General features: G+C 44.1%; 6 protein-coding genes. 1 reads left to right on the top strand and 5 read right to left on the bottom strand.

Annotated features, from left to right (window positions below; all coding sequences use genetic code 11):
• Positions 1-263: 263 nt before the first annotated feature.
• The 5 genes from ureC to QUA45_RS27355 form a co-directional block, all read right to left on the bottom strand.
• Positions 264-2,000: an urease subunit alpha gene (gene ureC / locus QUA45_RS27375; protein WP_333223003.1), complete on the bottom strand. Its 1,737-nt coding sequence runs from the start codon at positions 1,998-2,000 to the stop codon at positions 264-266.
• A gap of 178 nt (positions 2,001-2,178) precedes the next feature.
• Positions 2,179-3,306: a glycosyltransferase family 61 protein gene (locus QUA45_RS27370; protein WP_333223001.1), complete on the bottom strand. Its 1,128-nt coding sequence runs from the start codon at positions 3,304-3,306 to the stop codon at positions 2,179-2,181.
• A gap of 337 nt (positions 3,307-3,643) precedes the next feature.
• Positions 3,644-3,961: an urease subunit beta gene (locus QUA45_RS27365; protein ID WP_333222999.1), complete on the bottom strand. Its 318-nt coding sequence runs from the start codon at positions 3,959-3,961 to the stop codon at positions 3,644-3,646.
• A gap of 33 nt (positions 3,962-3,994) precedes the next feature.
• Positions 3,995-4,297 carry an urease subunit gamma gene (ureA, locus tag QUA45_RS27360; RefSeq protein ID WP_015179363.1) on the bottom strand — a complete coding sequence of 101 codons (303 nt, stop codon included), beginning with the start codon at positions 4,295-4,297 and terminating at the stop codon, positions 3,995-3,997.
• A 162-nt stretch (positions 4,298-4,459) separates the two neighbouring features.
• Positions 4,460-5,335, bottom strand: coding sequence for an urease accessory protein UreD (locus tag QUA45_RS27355; protein WP_333222998.1), 876 nt, complete (start codon positions 5,333-5,335; stop codon positions 4,460-4,462).
• A gap of 290 nt (positions 5,336-5,625) precedes the next feature.
• Between QUA45_RS27355 and QUA45_RS27350 the strand changes: the two genes are divergently transcribed.
• The gene (locus QUA45_RS27350) at positions 5,626-6,189 is read left to right on the top strand and encodes a type IIL restriction-modification enzyme MmeI (RefSeq protein WP_333222996.1); all 564 of its coding nucleotides are present in this window, start codon (positions 5,626-5,628) and stop codon (positions 6,187-6,189) included.
• Positions 6,190-6,239: the final 50 nt, after the last annotated feature.

Raw genomic sequence — 6,239 nt, 5'->3', positions numbered from 1 at the left:
CTTTGATAATTTTCGAGAACGCGTATTAGCTTGCTTTTCTAATTAGATAAAAATATCACCGCAACTTCAGGAGAGCCGTCTATTTTTGGAAAATATTGTTGGTAAAACCCGCCCCTACATGATTGTATAATCGGTTAAAAAAGAGATACTGCACCATTTTAAATTAGCCTTTTATGAACAGGCAAGATGCCTGTTGCACAAAATATAAATTTTCTTGTGGAACAGGCATCTTGCCTGTTGCTGAAAATGGTGCAAGATACCAGTTAAAACAAAAAGTATCGCTGCGCCATTGGCAAAACTGTTGCCGGTTCGCAAGTTAACAATTCCCCATCCGCCCTAACTTCATAAGTTTCTGGATCGACTTCCATTTGTGGCAAATAATCGTTGAGTTTCATATCTCTTTTACTAATTTGTCGGGTGCCGGAAACTGCTACAGTGGGCTTTTGCAAACCGAGCTGTGCGGCAATATCTCGATCGCGCGCAGCTTGGGAAACAAACGTCAGACAAGTCGCCCCAATCGCCCCGCCAAAACTGCCAAACATCGGCCGCATATGCACCGGTTGCGGGGTCGGAATGCTGGCGTTAGCATCTCCCATCTGCCCGTAGGCGATCGCCCCTCCTTTAATTACCAACTCCGGTTTCACCCCAAAAAAAGCCGGCCGCCACAAACACAAATCCGCCAATTTCCCCTCTTCCACCGAACCCACATACTGACTAATTCCGTGAGTAATCGCCGGATTAATTGTATATTTGGCAATGTACCGCTTCGCCCTAAAATTATCGTTAATTTCCTCTGTTTCCCCCCCTTGGTTAGGGGGGGTTAGGGGGGGTAAATGTCCCCGCTGCACTTTCATTTTATGTGCCGTTTGCCAAGTCCGAATAATCACTTCCCCAACTCTTCCCATCGCCTGCGAGTCCGAAGAAATCATACTAAACGCCCCTAAATCGTGCAAAATATCCTCAGCAGCAATAGTTTCCCTTCTAATTCTCGATTCAGCAAAAGCCACATCTTCAGGAATGCCTCGATCCAAATGGTGGCAAACCATCAACATATCTAAATGTTCTTCTAAAGTATTGACAGTGTAAGGGCGAGTCGGGTTAGTTGACGAAGGCAAAACATTAGCTTGTCCGCACACTTTAATAATATCCGGTGCGTGTCCGCCGCCAGCACCTTCAGTGTGGTAGGTGTGAATAGCGCGATTTTTGAAAGCGGCAATTGTAGCTTCCACAAATCCCGCTTCATTGAGAGTATCAGTGTGAATTGCAACTTGCACGTCGTACTCGTCAGCTACACTCAAACAAGTGTCGATCGTTGCTGGTGTAGTTCCCCAATCTTCGTGGAGTTTCAAACCCATTGCACCGGCAAAAATTTGCTCGACTAATCCTTGAGGTTGGCTGCTATTTCCTTTACCTAAAAACCCTAAATTTACGGGGAAAGCGTCAGCAGCTTGCAGCATTCGGTAGATATGCCAAGGCCCGGGAGTGCAAGTTGTGGCGTTTGTACCCGTTGCAGGGCCTGTGCCACCGCCGATCATTGTCGTGATTCCAGAGGCGATCGCCACTTCAATTTGCTGCGGGCAAATAAAGTGAATGTGACTGTCAATTCCCCCAGCGGTGAGAATCATTCCTTCCCCGGCAATTACTTCAGTACCAGGCCCGATAATAATATCTACCCTATCTTGAATATAAGGATTTCCGGCTTTACCAATTTTGTAAATTTTGCCGTCTTTAATACCGACATCTGCTTTAACAATTCCCCACCAGTCTAATATTAAAGCATTAGTAATTACCGTGTCAACAGCGCCGTGTGCATTAGAAATAGGCGACTGTCCCATGCCGTCGCGAATGACTTTGCCGCCGCCAAACTTAACTTCATCCCCGTAGGTTGTGAAGTCTTTTTCAACTTCTATGAATAATTCTGTATCGGCTAACCGGACGCGATCGCCCACAGTCGGCCCGAAGGTTTCCGCGTAAGCGCGGCGATCCATTCTGTAACTCATCCTTGCTCCTAATATTAATAAATTTTTACTTAGCAGTTGAGACCTACTTGAATTATAGTATGTGACGAGTTCCTCAATCTGCAACAGTAAAAAAAATACAACATTAGGCAAGCTTTAAAATCCCGATAGGCATCAATTCTTGCCAATCGAAAATCGAAAAGGCTGTGAAGGGGCAAATTTACTCCAGCATTTTCTGGATTTCCCTTTTCAAAATCTCCACATCCACTGTCATATCCATGCCAATCAAACTCCAATCTTCCGCTACATTTTTGTCATCAACCATACGAGAGTATTCTAATCCCAGTAGCTGGCAAATGTAATAGAAATATGGCGGAGTGTATCCTCCATAAAAGAATTCCAATACTTTGGTTCCCGGCTGACACCACAGCAAATTTGTAAAACCAGCCCCGTGAGGGCCGACAACCACCGCCGCTTCTGCAAACAGACAAATTTGTTCATCAACAGTGCGCGAGATATCTTCCAAAATTTCAAAATCAAATTCTTTCAAAACCTCTCTCACTTCTACTTCATTTTTAACCTTGCGCCGGCCACTTCTCGACAGATAAAGTTTTCTAGAAGGCTTTACCTTTTCCTTAAGACAGAATTTTTTCCGCAAAAGCTCTATATCGTAAGGACTCGGAAAATACCAGTCTTGATTGTTTCCCACCACCAGACTTTCTGCATGATATCTCGTATCTCTAGCCCGAGTGTCGATTAGTGAACTTTCAGGAATACCGAGTTTGGTCATAAAGCCCAACTCAAAATCTGTATGTCGTAAAGGATAACAAATTTTAGCTTCTTGCCAAATTTCCTTACCTAAAGCCTCTTCAATTCGACAAAGTTTAGCCAACACAAAAATGATAAAATCATAATAACTACACCACAAATGCGACCAAGGAGCAACTACAAGGGGATAGGTAATTTTGTTAGGTTTGTAAGGCCATTCCAGAATGCCGGCACCGCTAATCCGAAAATCTAAGTCTAAAACTAACTTGTTATTCAGCAGCGTGTTGCCAGAGGTACAAATAGTTAGAGAATTTATTTTTTGATTCAGCGAAATCTTCCACACATAATCTGGGTCAAAAGACACGGGTTTTTCTGTGGCAAAAAACCGAGCAGGCACTTTGTTTACCGAGGTTAATGCGGGTATATTGATAGGTTGGTGCTGCTTTTTATAAACGATGCAGTCATCTAACAATTTGATGCTGGTGCGTCGGTCTAACGGGGTTCTCCAGACACGCCTTGATGTTGCCAGCAAGCTCTGCTTCAAGGTCTGTTTGATCTGGTCAACTAATTTTGGGTTCATCACGCACTTTTGCTGTATATCTTTGCAGTTTTAACAACCACATTAGACCGCAAACGGCTGATTTTAAATCGCTCAAAAGTAGGAGATTGAACTAACAAAAAAAGCCCGAAGGCAGTTATACAGAAAGCAGAGAAAAAGGTTTGAGCTTACTTTATCACTCTCCCGGCATAGGGCGGAAAATGATACCATTTTCGATTTTCGATTTGGGATTGGGAGGACTGATCACTATCATTGTGTGGAGATTGCTTACAGTTGCATTCTGTTTTGAAACTGTTTGGACTTTTAAGTTAAAAAGTTTCAAATTCCCAACTCAACCATCGTCAACTACCTTGTGGCTTCATATTTCAGCATCCAGATGACCGTTGACTTTTCCATTAAAGCCGTAGACTTGACGACTACCAACAAACGGCACTAATTGAACTTCCCTTTCATCTCCAGGTTCAAACCTGACTGCTGTACCTGCGGGGATATCCAACCGCATTCCTTTTGCTTGTTCTCGATTAAATTCTAAGGCTTCGTTAGCCTCATAAAAGTGATAGTGTGAACCAATTTGAATGGGTCGATCGCCTTTATTTCCTACCAGCAACCGCACGGTTTGGCGAGCGGCATTTAATTCTATTTCGCCTGCTGAAACAATCATTTCTCCTGGAACCATCTTTTCCTCCTATGAGTCTCTGTGGTTGATTTTTTAACGGATCGGATCGTGCACTGTTACCAACTTAGTTCCGTCGGGGAAAGTCGCCTCCACCTGGACTTCATGCACCATTTCTGGTATCCCTTCCATGACATCTTCCCGCGTCAGGAGAGTTGTTCCATAACTCATTAAATCTGCGACGGTGAGGCCATCTCTGGCTCCTTCTAAAATGGCTGCGGAAATGTAGGCTAATGCTTCTGGATAGTTTAATTTTAAACCTCTTTGTTTCCGGCGCTCTGCTACCAGGGCGGCGGTGAATATTAGCAGTTTGTCTTTTTCTTGGGGGGTGAGTTGCATTTTTATTCTTGTAAGTGCGATCGCATTATTTGGTTATGATATCGTTTACGGTTGTTTCTGAATGATTAAACCGCAAAGGGCGCAGAGGGCGCAGAGGAAGAGAAGAGAGAGATGAATAATCTAGTTAGGAGGGGAACTATACATTGAACCTCAAAGATCATCCTATTTTATCCAAACTCTGGGCAAACAGCAAGGGCGTTCTGAAAAAGATAAGCGCAGCAAGTGCCAAATGCTGACGAACCAGTCTCTCGCTGCGGTGGTGGATGTACCGCGATATCGGCACAGCAAACCGTTAGGAATACGAGTCACGCCGACGGTGGAATTACCTGGATAAATTGTTGCCTCCGATGGCAAATCTCGCACTTTTTCCACGAACTCTGTGGTGACTGGTTCGCCTACCCAAGCGAGGGTGGCGACTACGGGTTTTCCTGCGAGACCGTGAGGACTTTCGAGCATTTGTTCTCCACCTTTGAGCAATTGTCTGTCAATCCATAAAGGGCTGTTTTGTTGCCAGACTTCGGTGTGCGAGATCCATTCTCCAGACAAGAACTTTTCGCCCCTAGCACTGCGTCCAAATCTGGTAATTTCCCACAGTAAAATCCTTGCTGTTGGTGCTAATTCTACCCGCAAATTTTGCCGATATATTGCGCCGTCAAAAACTATTGTTTCCTGTGGCAGCCATTCTAAATTAGCACCGATATCTAGTTGAATGTCAATATTTTGTTGTGATTTTAATCCGCTGCTGCGATATATTTTACCAGCGGTGGCCGTGGTAATCAACGCTTTGGCGTTGGGTTGGAGGTGAAAATGGCTGGAAAGTCGATCGCCCCCGACAACTCCCCCAGCCGTGTGCAAGATGACGCTGTGACAAACGTCTTGCCCTTCAGGATAAAACGGGCGCTGCACCTTGAGGGGTGCTTGCATTTGATTGTGAATGATTTGAGTTGAGCCGCAGCGGTTGGCATAGACTAAATCTAGGCGGCCGTGCCATCCTCTTTGAATGTTATTTGTAGGTGTGTCAGTCGATGTTTGAATCACAGATTTTTAGGATTGAATAATAAAGATTATTAACAATATAGTATTACTCCCCGCTACCCAACATTCCGCCAGGGAATAAATTCCCTGGCTCACAGCTCAAGTCCTCTGAAAGAGGACTAAATAAATAATATCAAATTTTCTTGATAAAAATAACATATTCTTTTCAGTCCTCTTCAGAGGACTTTAGCTATTAGACAGGGAATTCATTCCCTGGCGGCCTATGACAAAAGATAACAATAATACAAGATAGCAGATTATACTAATTAATATGCGTTTTAAATAATCCTCCCATGCCAGCAACCCCTGAAAGCCTCCAAAAATTTGTTACCTACTGCCAACAACACATTACAGGCGATGAAAAAGGACAAGCACAGGTATTTTTAGACCGCTTCTTTCGGGCTTTCGGCCACGATGGGGCATTAGAAGCAGGCGCAACCTATGAGGAACGCATAGAGAAAAGTAGCAAAAAAGGTCAAATGGGATTTGCGGATTTGGTGTGGAAAAAGCACGTTTTGATTGAAATGAAAAAGCGCGGTGAAGATTTGACTAAAAGAGAACACCGCACCCAAACAGAACGCTATTATATTCGCCTCAAAAAAGACGATCGCCCGCGCTACGTGATGATGTGCAATTTTGACGAGTTTCACATTTACGATTTCGACCTTCAGCCGGATCAGCCTGTAGACATTATATCCCTAAAGCAATTGCCCGCCCGATCGCCCGCTTTTGCCTTCATGGAATCTACCAGCCGCCGCCCCATATTCAAAAACAACCAAGTCGAGATTACCGAAAAAGCTGCTAGCAGAATGGGGATGCTGCTGGAAATGCTAAGTAGGTGGACAGGAAAAAAATAAACTATGTAACGCTAAGTCTTGAGCTAGCTAGACTTAAACTTGAAACGCTT

It is taken from the genome of Microcoleus sp. Pol12A5, assembly GCF_036701435.1.
GTDB lineage: Bacteria > Cyanobacteriota > Cyanobacteriia > Cyanobacteriales > Microcoleaceae > Microcoleus.
This window is presented reverse-complemented; position numbering and strand designations above follow the sequence as displayed.

Bases quoted from the DNA above. Each gene is read 5' to 3' on its own strand.
- ureC (WP_333223003.1), bottom strand. From the start codon at position 2,000: ATGAGTTACAGAATGGATCGCCGCGCTTACGCGGAAACCTTCGGGCCG.
- QUA45_RS27370 (WP_333223001.1), bottom strand. From the start codon at position 3,306: ATGAACCCAAAATTAGTTGACCAGATCAAACAGACCTTGAAGCAGAGC.
- QUA45_RS27365 (WP_333222999.1), bottom strand. From the start codon at position 3,961: ATGGTTCCAGGAGAAATGATTGTTTCAGCAGGCGAAATAGAATTAAAT.
- ureA (WP_015179363.1), bottom strand. From the start codon at position 4,297: ATGCAACTCACCCCCCAAGAAAAAGACAAACTGCTAATATTCACCGCC.
- QUA45_RS27350 (WP_333222996.1), top strand. From the start codon at position 5,626: ATGCCAGCAACCCCTGAAAGCCTCCAAAAATTTGTTACCTACTGCCAA.